This window comes from Streptococcus sp. HMSC078H03, assembly GCF_001808655.1.
In the GTDB taxonomy this organism is placed as follows: domain Bacteria; phylum Bacillota; class Bacilli; order Lactobacillales; family Streptococcaceae; genus Streptococcus; species Streptococcus salivarius_G.
The window spans coordinates 17100-33616 of record NZ_KV794116.1 but is presented as its reverse complement, the minus strand read 5'-3'; the positions used below and the strand labels follow the sequence as shown (position 1 = coordinate 33616).

Sequence of the window (16517 nt, the reverse complement as noted above, 5' to 3'; positions counted from 1 at the left end):
TAATCCTTGTCAAGAGATAAAACCTATTCGAATAAATTTAAAAGATGTCCTATAAAGTCAATCGAAATCAATGATTTGATGAGATAAAACTTTCGCTAAAAATAGAAATTACACTAAAATATACTTCAATTAAGGAAAATATTGTCAAATAAACAACATCTTTTGTTCTACTTAAAATTGTGCTGTTTTTGATTCGATAAATTGCAAGAATAAGTGCAATTTATTATGTACTTATATTGTATATTCAAGGTATAGGAAAACACTCTATTTTCATAGAGCGTTTTCATTGCTTATTTATCACCCTTGTTACGGATAACAAAGCCATTTTTCTTTTCGCTTGAGGTACGGTGTGGGCGTTTGTTGCCATGGTTTTCGAAGTCACGGCTATTCTTCTTAGACTTGCGTTTGAAGTCACGACGTCCGCCGCCGTCTCGGTCATCGCGGTTACGGTCGCCACGGTATCCACCACGACGGTTGTTATCGCGACCGCGGTTGCCACGGCCACCTTTGCCTCCTTTACCGCCAAAGCCACCACCTGATGGTTTGAATGGCAATGGTTTTTCACGCGCAATTTCCACTTCTGGCATTGTCTCTGGATCTTGAACGGTCAAGCTCAAGATGTAAAGGGCCAATTCTTCAGGTGTGAATTCTTGAGCCAATTTAACCGCATCGCCCTTGAACTTGTCAAAGTTAGAACGGATAGCTTCATCCGCAAAGTCACGTTCGATTTTCTTAAGGGCAACTTTCTTCTTAGCCTGGAAGGCTTCTTGAGCTGTTGGTGGCTTAAGGCCTTTCATGCGTTTCTTGGTCAAATTTTCGATGATTCCCAAGTAACCCATTTCGTTTGGTGCTACGAAAGTAATAGATTGACCTGATTGGCCTGCACGTCCTGTACGTCCAATACGGTGAACGTAGCTTTCTGGATCTTGTGGAATATCGTAGTTGTAGACGTGAGTGACACCTGAAATGTCAAGACCACGCGCTGCAACGTCTGTCGCAACCAAGATATCGATTTGGTCGTTCTTGAAGTCACGGATAACACGAAGACGTTTGTTTTGATCAAGGTCACCGTGGATACCTTCTGCACGGAAACCACGAAGTTTCAAACCACGTGTCAACTCATCCACACGACGTTTGGTACGACCAAAGACAATTGACAATTCTGGTTGGTCAACGTCCATAAGGCGAGTCATGGTATCAAACTTCTCTTGTTCCTTCACCCGGATAAAGTATTGGTCAACGTTAACATTGGTCAATTCTTTAGCCTTGATCTTCACATGCTCAGGGTCTTTCATGAACTGCACACCAATTCGTTTGATGGCATCAGGCATAGTTGCTGAGAAAAGGAGAGTTTGACGTTCTTCTGGCACTCGGCTAATGATAGCTTCAATGTCTTCAAGGAAGCCCATGTTAAGCATTTCATCCGCTTCATCCAAAATCAAAGTCTCGATGTTATTGAGTTTAAGAGCCTTACGTTTGATAAGGTCAAGGAGACGACCTGGTGTCCCTACAACGATGTGGGCACCTGAACGGAGGGCCTTGATTTGTTTTTCAATGCTAGAACCACCGTAGACTGAGCGAACTTTAACGCCTTTGTCACGACCAAAACGGAAAAGCTCTTCTTGAGATTGCACTGCCAACTCACGTGTTGGGGCAATAACAAGGGCTTGGATTGTATTTTCTTCTGTACGAATTTTATCTAGGGTAGGCAAACCAAAGGCAGCTGTTTTACCAGTACCAGTTTGGGCCTGACCGATAACATCCTTACCTTCAAGAGCGAGTGGAATTGTCAACTCTTGGATAGGTGATGGTTTTTCAAAACCGGCAGCTACAACAGCTGATTGGATGTCTTCTGATAGGTTTAAATCTGTAAATTTCAAAGTATTCTTCTTTCTATTTGAAGGCGGTGCGAAGCCACCTTATGAGACTTGGTTGTGTAGTAGATTAACTACCTGTATTTAATAGTCGTTTATTTTAACAACTCATCTAGTCTATCATATTTAGAAATAAAAAGACAGAAAATAACGTTTTAAAACAGCCTTCAATTTGAGAAGACGGTTTCACTCACTAATTATTATTTATGGACCAACCAACGAAGGTAGCGGGCCAAGACCAAACAAAGAATCACACTACCGATAATGATGAAAATCCAGGCTGGACTAACCGTCATAAACGGTAAAGGAACATTCATCCCAAAGAAACCGGTAATGACGGCGAGCACTCCCAAGAGTACCTCAATAATGGTCAAATTACTCAAGTTGTTGTTCAGATTATTGTTTAGGATATTATTATAAGAACCTGATAATTGCTGTAAGACCTTAGAAATGAGGTCCGTCATGGCTACTAACTGTCTAGCTTCAATCATAGCATCATCAAACTGTTCTTTTTCGACCTCGTTGAGACGACGATAAATGGCGTGCCCCTTGATGTGCTCCAAAAGAAGACGGTTTTGTGTAGCGGCAGCCACCAAATAAACCATGCCTGTTTCCAAATCTGAAAGGTCGTAAAGATTCTTACTTGTCGTAGTCTTCCTTAGACGTCGACTAACCTCATCTTTTTGCTGATCCAAACGTTCAATGACGGGATAGTAGGCATTTGAAATCATCTCAAGTCCTGCAAAGAGCAATTTATAAATGGACAAATCCTCATGGTTATCCACATAGTCTTCCATTTTGCTGATCACATAAGCATTATCCTCGTTACTAATGGTCACCAAACGCGTATCTTGTACAATAAAGGTCAGAGGAATGGTTTCATAGTATTCCTTGTCCTTCTCAAGAGCCAGAACATTATAGATAAAAGTGATTGTTCCATTCTCACGGTTGTAGTCCATGTGAGCTCGTTCATTTTTATCCAAGGCATACTCTATGGTTTCCTGGTCAATATCATACTTGGTATAAAGGTAGGATTGCTCAGAAATAATATCTGAGTCAATATTAATCCAGTGACGCTTATAACCCAGTTCTTTTTCAATAAACATTTTTCTTCCTCATTACTTTAGCACTGCTGCTGCCAAAGCTTGTTGAATTTCAAAGACGTTATTATCACTCTTAAATTGCAGGACCTCTGCGGGCTCCAGTGCTGATGAAATCCAAATCTTAAGCTCAGCATCTAGGTCAAAGTGACCCGAACTTTCTACAGTAAAACGAGAAATCGAGTGATAAGGGATAGACTTGTAGGAAGTCTTCTTCCCGGTAACACCTTGCTTATCGACTAAAATCAAGCGCTTCTCTGTAAAGACAATCAAGTCACGAACCAAAACATAGGCTAACTCCACCTGTTCACCTGGAATTAAGATACCTTCCAATTGGCGCTCAACCTTATCATTATCTTTTTTAGATGCGTTGCCAAGCAGTCCTGAAAAAAGTCCCATAGTTGTTTCTCCTTTTTTATTGTAAAGATAATCCTTGCTTTAACTATACCACAATTTTAGGATTTCAGACACTTGCAGAAATGGGTTTCTAGTAGTACAATTAAAGAGTCACAAGAGGAGCAATTGCTGAGAATGGCTAGCTTGATTTTTTCTTCAAGACCTGCCTAAACTCTTACCACCTGATCAGGTTAGGACCTGCGTAGGGATGTGTCTCAAAATAGATTGAAATAGAGGAACTTCTATGACATCGTTTTGATGTGGCAAAAAACAGCCAATCAAGACGATTGGTATAGGAGGTTTTTTTATGTCGAAAACAAATATTCGACCAATGATTGAGGTTGCCCTTTTTGCAACCATTGCTTATATTCTGGACTTAGTTACTCAGCCCATGTCACTAGGCCCTTGGATTTCCCTTTCCTTTAAGATGGTACCTATCTTTCTCCTCAGTTTTCGCTGGGGCTTAAAAGCTGGTGCTATGGGCGGACTTATCTGGGGGCTACTTCAAGTGGTGACAGGACAGGCAGCCGGTGGTTGGCTGACCTTGACACAAGGGTTTCTGGAGTACTTTGTCGCCTTTAGTCTGATTGGTATCAGTGGTGTGGTCAAACCAGCCCTTGATAAAGCCATTAAACAAGGCAATAAAGTCAAGTCTCTGATGGTGATTACTGAGGGGATTCTTCTTGGTAGCTTCGCTCGTTACCTCATTCACTTTATAGCCGGTGTCATCTTTTGGGGAAGCTATGCCCCTAAAGGACAAAGCCCTTATCTCTATTCATTTATTGTCAATAGCTCATCCTTCCTTGGAGAAACATTGGCCAGCCTCATCGTTTTCTTCGCCCTACAACGATTCCTAGGCAGGTTACTAAATACGGAAAAATAAAAGAAACCATAGGACAGTCTTAATTGACAGTCCTATGGTTTTCTTGTTTTTATAAAAAATAGCAATTATCGCCTATTCACAGTAATAACCTCACTTTTGTTTTACTGTTTTTTATGTTAAGATACAAAAAAATATATGTTCCCATATATGCAAACTGGAGGTTTCCCATGCAAAAATTTGGAGAAATTTTTAAAAAATTTCGCGAATCAAGAGGGATACGATTAAAAGATGTCGCAAAAGCTGGTATCTCTACATCTCAACTGTCTCGTTTTGAAAAAGGACAGACAGACTTAACCATTACAAAGTTTATGTTGATATTGGACGAGATTAACATGCCTATTGACGAATTCATGTATGCTGTCCATGATTTTCATCGTGATGAACTGAATGAACTATTAGCAAAGATTCGACTTTTTGTATCAACTCATGATATCGATGGATTAAAGAAGTTACTTAATTCTCAATTAGAATCAGAACCTAAACGAGAGAAGTTTCATCACATTAATACTATTTTATTAAAAATTCGCTTGCAGGATTTATCGGGAGAAAGCTATTATACACAGCAAGACCTAACCGATTTAACCGATTATCTATTTAGTGTTGAGTACTGGGGTTATTATGAATTATTGATTTTTGCAAATACCTTAGATGTGTTGAACCATGAGACTCTTATGGTTTTGGCAAAGGAGATGTCTAGAAGGTCTGATTTTTACAAAGAGATTCCTAATAATCGACGCATGATATCAACCATGTCATTAAATGTTTATATTACATGCATAGAAAGAGAAGAACTCATTGATGCACTGTATTTTGAAAAACAATTAAACCAATGCTTTTTTATCGAGACTGAAATTTATGAACGATTGGTTTTTCAATATGCACAAAATTATTATCAATATAAAAAAGAAGGAAATAATCAGTCCATTATCGAAATGAAGAAATGTATTGGTGCCATGAAATTGGCAGGGAGCGAGCATATTGCAAAGACTTATGAAGCACATTTGAAAAAATTGATAGAGGAAAATAGTTAGCAAGCATATATGGGAAATTATTAAATAAGATTATTATTCTTGTAAAATTATTTAAAAATATGTGTGAATCCAATTTCATTTCCAGATTTGGTAACCAATATGGAGAAACGATATGTCTAAATCCTTTCTGAAATTACTTATCTCTCAGTTATTTGCTAACTTAGCTGACATTTTTCTCAGGGTATCCCTCATTGCAAATATCTACGTCATTACAAAATCCGTTATTGCAACCTCAATGGTTCCGATTCTAATCGGATTGTCAGCTTTCGTGGCAAGCCTTCTAGTGCCATTGGTGATTAAAAAAATATCCCTAAATAGAGTGCTTTCTTTCACTCAATGTGGAAAGACTTTTTTATTAGCAATACTCCTTGTAATGCTCATTAAGGCTCAATTTGTTCCAGCCCTAGGATTGTATATCTTTGTTGTCGCTATTTCTATCTTAGATGGCTTTGCGTCACCCGTATCTTATGCCATGATTCCTAGATATGCCACAAATTTGGGAAAGGCAAATGCTGCCTTATCAATGAGTGGTGAGGGAGTACAATTGATTGGTTGGGGACTGGGCGGTCTCTTATATACTTCGCTTGGTCTTTTTCCCACACTGTTGATAGTCTTACTCCTTTATCTCCTTTCCACTTTTGTGATGCTCTCTCTTCCTCAGGCCAAAATTGAGCAGTTAGAAGCGGAGACAAATCTTGATACTCTAGTAAAAGGATGGAAGTTAGTTGCAAAAAATCCTAAATTAAAGTTATTTGTTCAAGCAAATTTATTAGAGGACTTCTCAAATACAATCTGGGTATCGTCTGTAATCCTTGTTTTTGTAACCGAGGTGTTAAAACAAACTGAAAGTTACTGGGGCTACTCAAATACAGCCTATTCCCTTGGTATCATTTTAGGTGGAATAATTGTCTACAAACTATCCGAAAATTTTTTAGCGCATAAGTGGAAAAGTATTCTCTTTTCACTCTTAGCAATGGCGACCATCACAGCCAGTATCCTCTTTTTCTCAAACACACAAACATTTTTTATTTTCTCAAGTTTAATCGGCTTCTTTTCTCAGTTAAAAGAAGTACCTGAAAGTGTCTTTCTTCAGGAAACTGTCGATGAAAATCAGTTAGTACATGTTTATTCTGTATTTGAAGTCATTTCAACCCTTGCTTTTTCAGTTTTCGTCTTTCTGATGAGTTCTATTACTGAAAAATTTGGAATTACAACAAGTTTCTGGCTATCAACAATTTGCATACTTTTAGAAGCTGGCTTGATTTATCATAATCGTAATTATCTAAAGTAATTAATCATAGGTATACTTGATAACTATTAGGTTTATAAAAAAAATAGGACTATCTGATTAGATAGTCCTATATTTTTTTGTGTTGTTTTAGAGACGTGACGTAGTTAGTGAGACGGCTAGTTAGCTACAAGATAGGGGCTAGCGTCAAAAGATGAACGATTTACTTAAACTATACATAGTATTATGACATGAGAAAAAGGAAACGATACTTTTCCGTTTTCGAGTTAGTAAGGGACTTAGCCACGGTCACATAGAACACTTCATAAATAACATCATTAAGATGTTACGACACGAAGTCAGACGAATCGATATTATTCGTCTGACGTAGTTAGTGAGACGGCTAGCTAGACACAAGATAGTGGCTAGCGTCAAAAGATGAACGATTTACATAAACTATACATAGCATTACGACATGAGAAAACGGAAACGATTATTTTCCGTTTTCGAGTTAGTAAGGGACTTAGCCACTGTCCCATAGGACGTGGCGTAGATTGCTTAGGCTATGAAATAGCCAAGCAATCTTAGTACATTACATCTTCTCTTCCAATGTTACATCAGGATATTTATCCGCAAACCAACGGAGGGCAAAGTCATTTTCAAAGAGGAAGACTGGTTGGTCAAAGCGGTCTTTGGCCAAGATATTTCGGCTTGATGACATGCGTTCATCGAGGTCCTCAGGTTGAATCCAACGCACAGTCTTTTTACCCATTGGTGTCATAACGACTTCGGCATTGTATTCATTTTCCATACGGTGTTTGAAGACTTCAAACTGAAGTTGACCAACGGCACCAAGCATGTATTCGCCTGTTTGGTAGTTGGTGTAGAGCTGGATGGCTCCTTCTTGCACCAATTGTTCGATTCCTTTGTGGAAGGACTTCTGTTTCATGACGTTTTTAGCAGAAACTTTCATGAACAACTCAGGCGTAAAGGTTGGTAGTGGCTCAAATTCAAATTTGTTTTTACCTACAGTAAGGGTATCACCAACTTGGTAAGTTCCTGTATCGTAAACCCCGATAATATCTCCAGCAACGGCATTTTCGACATTTTCACGAGATTCGGCCATGAACTGAGTGACGTTAGAGAGCTTAGCTCCTTTACCTGTGCGGGTTAGATTAACACTCATACCACGCTCAAATTCACCAGAAACGATACGAACAAAGGCAATACGGTCACGGTGACGTGGGTCCATATTGGCTTGGATTTTGAAAACAAAACCAGAGAAATCCTTGTTGAGAGGATCAATCTCGTCACCATCCACTGTCTTGTGACCATGTGGTTCTGGTGCAAATTTGAGGAAGGTATCGAGGAAGGTTTGAACCCCAAAGTTAGTAAGGGCAGAACCGAAGAAGACCGGTGTCAATTCACCAGCTAAAATAGCTTCTTCTGAGAATTCATTACCCGCTTCTGTCAAGAGTTCAATATCTTCTTTAGCTTGCTCATAGAATGGGTTGTTGGCAAAAAGAGTATCCCCATCTTCAATCTTGGCAAAGCGCTCATCACCTTTGTAAAGCTCCAAGCGTTCGTTATAAAGGTCGTAAAGTCCTTCGAAAGCTTTACCCATACCGATAGGCCAGTTCATTGGGTAACTGGCAATACCAAGCACTTCTTCCAACTCTTCCAAGAGGTCAAGTGGCTCACGTCCATCACGGTCCAATTTGTTCATGAAGGTGAAGACAGGAATCCCACGGTGTTTGACAACTTCGAAAAGTTTTTTGGTTTGGGCCTCGATACCTTTGGCTGAGTCAACAACCATGACGGCAGCATCAACCGCCATAAGGGTACGGTAGGTATCTTCTGAGAAGTCCTCGTGCCCTGGGGTATCAAGGATATTGACACGTTTACCCGCATAGTCAAACTGCATCACAGATGAGGTTACTGAGATACCACGTTGTTTCTCAATATCCATCCAGTCTGATTTGGCAAAATTTCCGGTTTTCTTACCTTTTACGGTACCAGCTTCACGGATTTCACCCCCAAAGTAAAGCAATTGTTCAGTGATTGTTGTTTTACCGGCATCGGGGTGAGAGATGATGGCAAAAGTACGGCGTTTTTTGATTTCGTCTTGAATGCTCATAGTTTTCTTTCTTCTTTAAAAATTATCTTTTTGTTACTTTTCCTTAGTGGTATGGATGTCAGCAGCTTCTTTGTAAATCTCAAAAATCCCATGTCCCAGAGCTACTAATGGCAATAGGTTTTTTACCAGAACGAAAAGCAAGATCGTTGTAGCTCTTCTTTCAGAAAATTTCTGTCTTTTGAAAGCTACATTTGTTGTCGAGGCTTGCGATAATTCTCGCAGGCACAGCTCTTTTATTATATCCAAATTACAGTGTGAAAGCAATTCTGAAAGCGTTTTGTGTTAGAATAAAACTAGAATAAAACAAATAAATTGACAAAGCACGCTATCAACTTTCTGATAGCGTGTTTCTTAATTTATTTAATATTACTCTTCAAAATGCTCCAGACCTTTTTTCATGATGATCATGAGAATAATCAGAGCTCCTGAAACAGCAAGGTATTTGACAAGTAAGGGAGTTCCCATAATAAATGGTGTGTGTTTAAGCATGCCATAGTTTCCACCGATGGTCTGATTAACTATTACCAAAGCTAGATTTAGTAATAAGGTAGCCACCACAATCAGCCGCTTGCTGATGGGATGAGTTTTATAACTATTAAAGATGACATTGAGGCTATTGACCAGTAGGGCATAGTGGCCAATTAGGAAAGAAAAGCCTGTGATATGTGGAAACTCATAGGGATCAAATACTGGATAAATCAATGCACAGTAGGTCCCGATGACTCCCATAATAGCGAAATAGCTCTTTATTCTACTATTTTTCAGGAGGAGAACAGCAAACATGGCCATGCGGCAATGGTAAAGGGGCAGACTAATGTAAAGTGGAAAGCCCTGCCAGAGGTACCAAGTATAGAGGGCAAAGAGTTGAATGGCTTGGATAGTGAGAAAGGTCCAACGCCATATCTTATTCTTATACCAACGCCAACTCAAGTAACTCAGAAGTAGCATCGCCAAAAGCATGAGCAAATAATAGGGCAAAGGTATCTGAGGTGGATGAGTTTGGGTGGTTGTCAAAAAATTCTTCATTCTCTTCTCCTGCTGAAATTACTATGCCTGCTATTATATCAAATTTCAGGGTAAAGCAAAAACCTGCTTGGAGAGCAGGTTAGAGAACTTAATTCTTAGCTTGTAATTCTTCCACGACCTTAGCTAGGTTCATAGAGTTAGAGCCCTTGAGCAAGATTTGATCGTGCTCGCCTAGGCTTTCTTTGATTTGTTTGACCATAGCGTCAAATTGGTCTTCGTCAGCTGTTTTCTTGAAATAATAAACATGACCAAGTGGAAACATTTGGCTAGCAAGTTGCGACAATTCTGCAATATCCTCACCGTAGAAAATCACCGTATCAATAGCATCTGGTGTCAGGCTTAGAATCATCTGTGTGTGAAGTTGCACGGACTGTTCACCGAGTTCTTTCATATCGGCTAAGACAGCGATTTTCTTACCTCCTTCATTCTTAGGAATGGCTGAGAAGGTCTCCAAAATGAGCTTCATGGCTGTTGGATTGGCATTGTAGACATCTGAAAGGATGTCGGCACCGTTAGCTGCTTTTTTCCATTCAGTACGGTTCTTTGTAAGCTGCAAGTTAGCAAGAGCTGAGAGGATATTTTCCTCAGTTACACCCAAGTGTTTTGCGACATAGGCAGCAACCATGGCATTTGTGGCATTATATTTTCCAGTAACTGGCAAGGTAACTTGTCCGTCTAGGAAATTCGTTGAGAAGGTGAGGTGATCCTTGAATTCTGTTAACTCAGAGACCGTAAGCTCCGCACCATCCCCAAAGCGTACAACTTCAAGATTGCTTGGCAAGAATGGATCGACGATAGGATCACTAGGTACAAGCAAGAGACTAGCATCAGGCATACCGTCTTGCATTTGCATTTTACCTTGAGCAATCTTGTCACGACTACCGAAGAATTCCAAGTGAGCCTCTCCGATTAAGGTAACAACAGCTGTTTTTGGCTTCGCCAAGGTTGACAAGAGGTGAATGTCTCCCATGTGGTCTTGCCCCATCTCAAGGACGATTTTCTCCGTATCATCAGGCATGTGGAGGGCTGTATAAGGAAGACCAATCTCATTGTTGTAATTACCTTGGGTTTTGTAAGTACGATAGGTTGTGGCCAAGATATCATGAATCATGTCCTTGGTCGTTGTCTTACCGTTAGAACCAGTCACCGCAATAACGTCAACACCGGTCTTTTCAAGATAGTAGGCAGCTAGTTTTTGGAAGGCTTCAAGAGCATCATCGACTAGAATGTGAGCTTGATCAGCCGATAATTCTTTTTCTGTGAATGTCGCTAGAGCACCATTGTCAAAGGCTGTTTGGATAAAATCATGTCCATCACGCGCACCTTTGAGCGGCAAAAAGAGGTCGCCCGCTGTAATCTTACGGCTATCAAACTCAATCTGGTTAATGGCAACATCTTCATAGGCTGTGACATCATTTTTAGCGCCAACAACCTTGGCAATTTCATGGAGTGTCAGTTTCATCTTAAAATCCTCTGTTTTATTTTTACAAGTCTGGCAAGAAATAAGATTTTCTTGCCCGCAATCACTCCCAATTATATCACAAATCAGGCTAGCTTTTGCTTGGGAGATGAATTTGTTACAATGGTTGATGAAAGGATTAGGTATGACAAAGAAAAAATTAATCAACCTCTCTAAAGGAGAGGAAAATATAAATAGCGACTGCCAAAGTATTGAAGAACCTAAAGGATGGCGGTTTGATTGGAGAAAGATCATCCCACTAGAGCCAACATCTGAATTGATTATCTTAGTGCTGCTTGCACTGCTGTATGGTGGTTTTTATTATTACGATCATTATACCGTCAACAAAGATAACATTTATGGTCTCTGGCAATCTGATCATCATAAGTTAGCGATTTCCTATAAGCATATTCGCAAGCGAGGAAATATCGACTGGCAAGTCGTACAGGATGGTAAGTATATTATCTATGCTGCTAGAACTCGCCCGGTCAAGCGGCTTAATGACGGGACTCTTCACATGGAGCTCTACACTGTGGAAGGCTACCTGACAGACCTCCCCACCAAGGACGGCTTCAGCTATATGGATTTCTATCTTCGCAAAAATAATTATCTTACCTATGACGGTGAGTCCTACAAGCGTATCAATTCTGGAAACAAGACTATTACTTGGAAAGATGGTTCTACCAGCCCTTATGGTGAACGGAAAACCACTATAGATGAGGTTTTTGAAGCCTTCTATTTGATACTTATGGGGATTTGCTCATTTCTTATCATTATAGAGGCTCGGCAAAAGAGGAGAGAAAAACTCAATGAGACACCAAACAAACAGAAAATACGCTGACCGAAAGAAACTCAATCGAAAGTATCAGTCACGAAAAGCATATCGAAAAGAACAAAAATGTAAAACGGGATGGCGAGCACGCTGGGATAAATTTACAGACCGTTTAGCTAACATTTTGGGGATAGGTTTCCTAATCATCTTACCTATATTCATTATCTATGTTATTTTCTTTGATCATAACGTATATAAAGACAGTATCTATGGTCTTTGGCAATCTGAAAGCCATCAGCTTGCCATATCCTACGAAGGAGGTTACAAGTCAGGTAAGCGCAATTGGGAGATTGTTCAGGATGGAAATGTCCTCATCAAAAATGCACGCATTGATGAGATTAAACGCTTTAATGACGGTACCCTCTACATTGAAGTTTATGCCGAGGAGCGCCTGCTTTCAAACCTCCCCACTAAGAACGGCTACAACTATTTGAATATGTATGTCCGTAAAGACAATTACTTGACCTATGATGGCGAATCCTACAAACGGATTGATGATGAAAACAAGAGCATTACCTGGAAAGATGGTTCAAAATCCCTTTATGGTCAACGAATAACCTTGTTTGATCGTCTGAAACCTCATATCGTATTTGGAATTATTGGTTCTATGTTTTTGTATGTCATTTTTGTCGATTGGAGAATAAAAAGAAATCTAAAAAGGAAAAATAGGCTAAATGAGGCATCAACTAAAGAGAAAATACGCTGACCGACAGAAAATTAATATAAGTGACCATTCACAAAATGAATATCGAAGAACACAAAAGTACAAAACTGGATGGCGAGCACGTTGGGGTAAATTCAAAAACCGTTTAGTCAAGATTTTGAGTATTTGTTTTCTAATCATGATACCTATAGTCAACATCTATATTAGATTCTTTTATGATGGTATCAGTGAAAATAGTATCTACGGGCTATGGCAGTCTGAAAACCACAAGCTTGCTATTTCCTATAACGAAGGAGGAAGAAGTCGTAAGTACGATTGGGAGATTGTACAAGATGGAAAACTCCTTATCAAAAATGCTCGAACTCAGAAAATTAAAGGTCTTAAAGATGGAACCATCTACATTGAAGTTTACGCCAAGGAAAGTCTGTTTTCAGACCTTCCCACAAAGCACGGCTATAACTATTTGAATATGTATGTACGGAAGGATCATTATTTGACTTATAATGATGAGTCCTACAAAAGGATTGATGATAGGGACAAAACCATTACTTGGAAAGATGGCTCTACCTCGGTCTATGGTGAACGCAAAACTTTTTTTGATTATATTGACTCTTTTCTTTTTTGGGGAATGGTGGGAACCGCTTTCTTGTCAATTATTGTCATTGGGTGGAGAAACATAAAAAGTAAAAAGGTGAGAAAAAAATCACCCTAAAACAAGAAAAACCACTCCTGCTTCTAGCTGAGCTAGATAGCCACGAGGTGGTTTTACTTGTTTTATTCTTGTTAAGCAAGATTTCCCCTTAGAGAGGAATTAGCCTTATTTCACTTCGCCACCTTCAACCACGAGGTCATCAGCTTTAGCTGCATCACCGTAAGTTGGGTGAAGTGTTTTTTCATAATCTTTGTGGAAGAAATTCTCTTCGCCAAGTTTCTTAATGTCTTTATTGATAAAGTCAAGGAGTTCTTTGTTACCTTTTTGAACGGCTGGGGCAATAGTATCTGGGTTACCAAGCGATGTGATTCCAACTTCGTAACCTTTATTTTCTAGAGCCCAAGCAAGAACTTCTGTATTATCTGTTGAGAAGGCATCGCCACGACCATCAAGGAGGGCTTGGTAAGCGTCGCTATATTGGTCATACTTTTGCAATTTGATATTTGGGTAGTTCTTTTCAAAGTAAGTTTCAGCAGTTGTCCCCTTAGTAACAATCAAAGTCTTACCTTCAAGCTCTTTAACGTCCTTAATGACCTTATCTTTAGGTGATACCACACCGATTGAGACTTTCATATAAGGAAGAGCGAAGTCCACTTGTTTCTTACGTTCATCAGTTACTGTGAAGTTGGCAAGCGTAATATCTACCTTGTTTGAAATCAAGAATTCTGCACGGTTGGCCGCATCTACTGAGACGTATTTAGGTTTAACACCCAAGTCTTTAGCCAAACGGTTACCAAGTTCAATATCGTAACCTTGGTAAGCACCCTTGTTATCTACATAACCGAAAGGTTTCTTGTCCGCAAAAACGGCGATACGGAGTTCACCACTCTTCTTAATTTCTTCAATAGTACGTGCTTTGGCTGTTGATTTACCAGAGCTACTGTTACTTGAGCAAGCAGTCACTGCCACCAAGGCAAAGACGAGGGCTAATAGGGCAAAAATTTTCTTTGTTAATTTCATAAATATCTCCTAAAATATTATATTTTTTATTAAAAACAATGGGTTACAAATAGGCACCAAACTGGCTGAAGTCAAAGACATTGAGAAACTCTTGAGCTCGCTGTGTCTTTGGATGATTGAAGAATTCTTCAGCAGTACCTTCCTCAGCGATGACACCCTTATCCATAAAGATAATACGGTCAGCGATGGCACGCGCAAACTGAAGCTCATGGGTTACAATCAACATGGTACGCCCTTCTTGAGCGAGGTCATTGATCAATTCCAAAACTTCACGAACCATCTCAGGGTCAAGCGACGCCGTCACTTCGTCGAAGAGAATAACTTCAGGATGCATGAGCAGTGAACGGACAATGGCTACACGTTGCTTTTGACCACCCGACAGTTGTCGCGCAAAGCTATGCTTCTTGTCCAAAAGTCCCACACGGTCCAAAAGTTTCTCAGCCTCCGCAATAACCTCTTCCTTGTTACGCCCTTGAGCTTTGACCGGTCCCAAAATCAGATTTTGCAGGATGTCCAAATGCGGGAAGAGGTCATAACTTTGAAAGACCATTCCGATTTTCTGACGAATCAAGTGAAAATCCTTCTTGCTACTAGTGATAGACTTGCCATCCAGGAGAATATCCCCTCCTTGAATAGTCTCCAAGCCATTGATACAACGTAGCAAGGTCGATTTCCCACAACCTGAGGAACCCAGGATAACAACGACTTCACCTTGTTTAACATCCAAGGAGATGCCTTTGAGAATCTGATTGTCCCCAAAGGACTTTTTCAAATCCTTGATTTGTAAAATGCTTTCTGTCATCTTAATTCCTCCAACGATTTTCAAGATAAGTAGACAGCTTAGATACTGGGTAACAAATGGCAAAATAAAGAATCAAAATCGTGCCATAAATCCAGAAAGAAGCTGTTGGAATAGTCAGGCGGTTACTATCAATAATCTGCTGACCAACCTTGGTCACCTCTACTACGCCAATCAAAACCACCAAGGATGTGGTCTTAATCATACGTGTCACCAGGTTAATAGCCTGAGGCAACAAGCGACGCAAGACTTGTGGGATAATCACATAGGTATAGAGTTGGCCATTGGTCAAGCCAAGGGCCCTTCCGCTCTCAAACTGGTGTCTAGGTAGTGACGTGATTGACCCACGCACCAAATCACCCATCTCAGCCGTTCCCCATAGGGTAAAGACGATAATAGCCGATAGCTCGCCTGAGATATTGATGTTAAAATTCCTAGCCAGACCAAAATAAACAATGAAGAGCAAGACTAACTGGGGCATGATACGAATAAATTCCAGATAAATACGTGACAAAAAACGTACAATCTTAGATTTAGAAGTCATGACAATTCCAAAAAGGGTTCCTAATAAAAGGGACAGAAGCACCGAAACGATGGAAATCCCAATAGTTACGCCTAAACCTTGTAAGATACGTAGGAAATTATTCCCCTGAAGAAGAACCTGAAAGCCCGAATCCTGCATAGCGTAACCTCCTTTCAATCCAACTAAAGACTAGAGAAATCGGCAGCAACATCAAGAGATAAGCCACCACCAACATGCCTAGAGCCACATCGGTTTCGTAGTAAAGACCAATCAAATCCTTAGCCACATACATCAAATCCGCCAAGGCTACCGCTGAGAATACTGACGTTTCCTTGATAAGGAAAATAACGTTAGCACTAAATGACGGCAACGCCACAGCTACTGCCTGAGGAAGGACCACATAGCGAAAGACTTGGAACGGCGTCAAACCAATAGACAAGCCCACTTCATGTTGGGTCTGACTAACAGCCTCTAGACCACTTCGGAAGGACTCCGCCATATAGGAACCACCCAAGAAAATCAAACCTACCACAGCACAAGCCTCTGAGGATAGAACCAAACCTATACGAGGCAAGCCAAAGTAGAGAAAGAAGAGCTGAATTAAGAGCGGCGTATTACGAGATAGCTCAATATAAGCCGTCGAAAGCTGACTCAAAACCGGCACTCGATAATGACGAATAACACTCACCACCAAGCCCAAAAGGAAGGAACCAAAAATCCCCAGAACGGCAATATGTAAGGTTAAAAAGAATGCCTTCTGATAAAAGGGCAAATACTGTTGAACAATGGACCAGTCCAAAACTTACCTCCTCATTTAAGATACAAAGGGCGTAGAAAATTCCGTAAGACAAATAGGAAACTGACGACGTGTGCTGGCACACTAGGAAGTCTAT

The 16517-nt window shown here is 40.1% G+C and carries 16 protein-coding genes and 1 riboswitch; of the genes, 6 read left to right on the top strand and 10 right to left on the bottom strand.

Features of this window, described 5'->3' with window-relative positions; translation table 11 throughout:
• Positions 1–290: 290 nt before the first annotated feature.
• From HMPREF2607_RS08395 to HMPREF2607_RS08385, 3 genes are all read right to left on the bottom strand, one after another.
• On the bottom strand, positions 291–1880 hold the full coding sequence (locus HMPREF2607_RS08395; RefSeq protein WP_037602793.1) for a degradosome RNA helicase CshA: 1590 nt from the start codon (positions 1878–1880) through the stop codon (positions 291–293).
• Positions 1881–2074: 194 nt separating this feature from the next.
• A complete protein-coding gene (locus HMPREF2607_RS08390; protein WP_070476682.1) occupies positions 2075–2980 on the bottom strand; it encodes a magnesium transporter CorA family protein in 906 nt (301 codons plus the stop codon).
• Between the two features lie 12 nt (positions 2981–2992).
• Positions 2993–3373: a PH domain-containing protein gene (locus HMPREF2607_RS08385; protein WP_013991039.1), complete on the bottom strand. Its 381-nt coding sequence runs from the start codon at positions 3371–3373 to the stop codon at positions 2993–2995.
• Positions 3374–3476: 103 nt separating this feature from the next.
• A riboswitch (TPP riboswitch) is annotated at positions 3477–3596 on the top strand.
• An 81-nt stretch (positions 3597–3677) separates the two neighbouring features.
• Between HMPREF2607_RS08385 and thiT the strand changes: the two genes are divergently transcribed.
• The 3 genes from thiT (at position 3678) to HMPREF2607_RS08370 (ending at position 6575) form a co-directional block, all read left to right on the top strand.
• The gene (gene thiT / locus HMPREF2607_RS08380; RefSeq protein ID WP_002884661.1) at positions 3678–4253 is read left to right on the top strand and encodes an energy-coupled thiamine transporter ThiT; all 576 of its coding nucleotides are present in this window, start codon (positions 3678–3680) and stop codon (positions 4251–4253) included.
• Positions 4254–4420: 167 nt separating this feature from the next.
• Positions 4421–5284, top strand: coding sequence for a helix-turn-helix domain-containing protein (locus tag HMPREF2607_RS08375; protein WP_070476680.1), 864 nt, complete (start codon positions 4421–4423; stop codon positions 5282–5284).
• A gap of 112 nt (positions 5285–5396) precedes the next feature.
• Positions 5397–6575 (top strand): ryptide export MFS transporter, encoded by a 1179-nt coding sequence (locus tag HMPREF2607_RS08370; RefSeq protein WP_048790316.1) that lies wholly within the window; start codon positions 5397–5399, stop codon positions 6573–6575.
• A gap of 529 nt (positions 6576–7104) precedes the next feature.
• Here HMPREF2607_RS08370 and HMPREF2607_RS08365 read toward each other — a convergent pair.
• The 3 genes from HMPREF2607_RS08365 to murF form a co-directional block, all read right to left on the bottom strand.
• The gene (locus HMPREF2607_RS08365) at positions 7105–8649 is read right to left on the bottom strand and encodes a peptide chain release factor 3 (protein ID WP_002884210.1); all 1545 of its coding nucleotides are present in this window, start codon (positions 8647–8649) and stop codon (positions 7105–7107) included.
• Between the two features lie 366 nt (positions 8650–9015).
• The gene (locus HMPREF2607_RS08360; RefSeq protein WP_021143735.1) at positions 9016–9675 is read right to left on the bottom strand and encodes a YwaF family protein; all 660 of its coding nucleotides are present in this window, start codon (positions 9673–9675) and stop codon (positions 9016–9018) included.
• Positions 9676–9763: 88 nt separating this feature from the next.
• A complete protein-coding gene (gene murF / locus HMPREF2607_RS08355) occupies positions 9764–11137 on the bottom strand; it encodes a UDP-N-acetylmuramoyl-tripeptide--D-alanyl-D-alanine ligase (RefSeq protein WP_021143734.1) in 1374 nt (457 codons plus the stop codon).
• 142 nt (positions 11138–11279) lie between these two features.
• Here murF and HMPREF2607_RS08350 point away from each other — a divergent pair, with 142 nt between their 5' ends.
• Genes HMPREF2607_RS08350 through HMPREF2607_RS08340 form a run of 3 tightly spaced genes read left to right on the top strand, consistent with a single transcriptional unit; the run spans position 11280 to position 13342 of the window.
• Positions 11280–11975: a hypothetical protein gene (locus HMPREF2607_RS08350; protein ID WP_225791462.1), complete on the top strand. Its 696-nt coding sequence runs from the start codon at positions 11280–11282 to the stop codon at positions 11973–11975.
• Complete coding sequence (locus HMPREF2607_RS08345; protein WP_048790315.1) at positions 11944–12672, top strand: hypothetical protein; 729 nt, start codon at positions 11944–11946, stop codon at positions 12670–12672. Before HMPREF2607_RS08350 ends, HMPREF2607_RS08345 begins: the two co-directional genes overlap by 32 nt.
• Positions 12641–13342 carry a hypothetical protein gene (locus tag HMPREF2607_RS08340; protein WP_037602765.1) on the top strand — a complete coding sequence of 234 codons (702 nt, stop codon included), beginning with the start codon at positions 12641–12643 and terminating at the stop codon, positions 13340–13342. The genes HMPREF2607_RS08345 and HMPREF2607_RS08340 overlap by 32 nt, the downstream gene beginning before the upstream one ends.
• Before the next feature lie 105 nt (positions 13343–13447).
• Here the strand turns inward: HMPREF2607_RS08340 and HMPREF2607_RS08335 are convergent, their stop codons facing one another.
• From HMPREF2607_RS08335 to HMPREF2607_RS08320, 4 genes are read right to left on the bottom strand one after another with little or no spacing between them, the layout of a single operon-like run.
• Positions 13448–14302, bottom strand: coding sequence for a cysteine ABC transporter substrate-binding protein (locus HMPREF2607_RS08335; protein ID WP_002891583.1), 855 nt, complete (start codon positions 14300–14302; stop codon positions 13448–13450).
• Between the two features lie 43 nt (positions 14303–14345).
• A complete protein-coding gene (locus HMPREF2607_RS08330; protein WP_060971738.1) occupies positions 14346–15104 on the bottom strand; it encodes an amino acid ABC transporter ATP-binding protein in 759 nt (252 codons plus the stop codon).
• A gap of 1 nt (position 15105) precedes the next feature.
• Positions 15106–15783: an amino acid ABC transporter permease gene (locus HMPREF2607_RS08325; protein ID WP_002891585.1), complete on the bottom strand. Its 678-nt coding sequence runs from the start codon at positions 15781–15783 to the stop codon at positions 15106–15108.
• Positions 15743–16423, bottom strand: coding sequence for an amino acid ABC transporter permease (locus HMPREF2607_RS08320; protein ID WP_003094028.1), 681 nt, complete (start codon positions 16421–16423; stop codon positions 15743–15745). Before HMPREF2607_RS08320 ends, HMPREF2607_RS08325 begins: the two co-directional genes overlap by 41 nt.
• Positions 16424–16517: the final 94 nt, after the last annotated feature.